The 527-nt window shown below is 64.5% G+C and carries 1 pseudogene; it reads left to right on the top strand.

From position 1 onward, the window contains the following. Positions 1-227: 227 nt before the first annotated feature. Positions 228-527, top strand: a pseudogene (locus KGQ19_RS48840) (hypothetical protein); the annotation flags it as partial.

Genomic DNA, 527 nt, shown 5'->3' with positions numbered 1-527 from the left:
GAGCTGCGGTTTTGTTCAGCGCGAACTTGACCCCCGGCCACCGGCACTGTAGGCGAAGCCCTGCCGACGCGACCGAGGGGAACGAACCGAAAACCAGCCGGAGAAATACAAAACGCAGGGAACGAGGGCACCGGTTTGTTGATGCCGCTGCCGCTGCCGCTGCCGGTGAGGGTGTTGTTAGCGCCTTACACGTGCCCTGCGACACGCCCGAGTGCGGGATCACGCTGATGGATGTGAAGAAGCAGCCATCCCATGGCCGGATTCTCACATCCATGAAGATCAACACGCGCTCGGGCGGGTCGGACCGCCACATCCTCGACACCAACAGGCCTGCTCAACAGGCGACAACCATCTTGGCGGCCATCCGCACCCGCCAGCCCGGGATGCCCACCATCGGGGCTGCCGCGTTGCCAACACCCAGACTGGCGGCTGACCTCGCCGGGTCGCCGGTACCGAACCACTGGGTTTTGCCATTCTTCCGGCTGGTTTTCGGTTCGTTCCCCTCGGTCGCGTCGGCAGGGCTTCGC

Source organism: Catenulispora pinistramenti, from assembly GCF_018274385.1.
GTDB lineage: Bacteria > Actinomycetota > Actinomycetes > Streptomycetales > Catenulisporaceae > Catenulispora > Catenulispora pinistramenti.
This window is presented reverse-complemented; position numbering and strand designations above follow the sequence as displayed.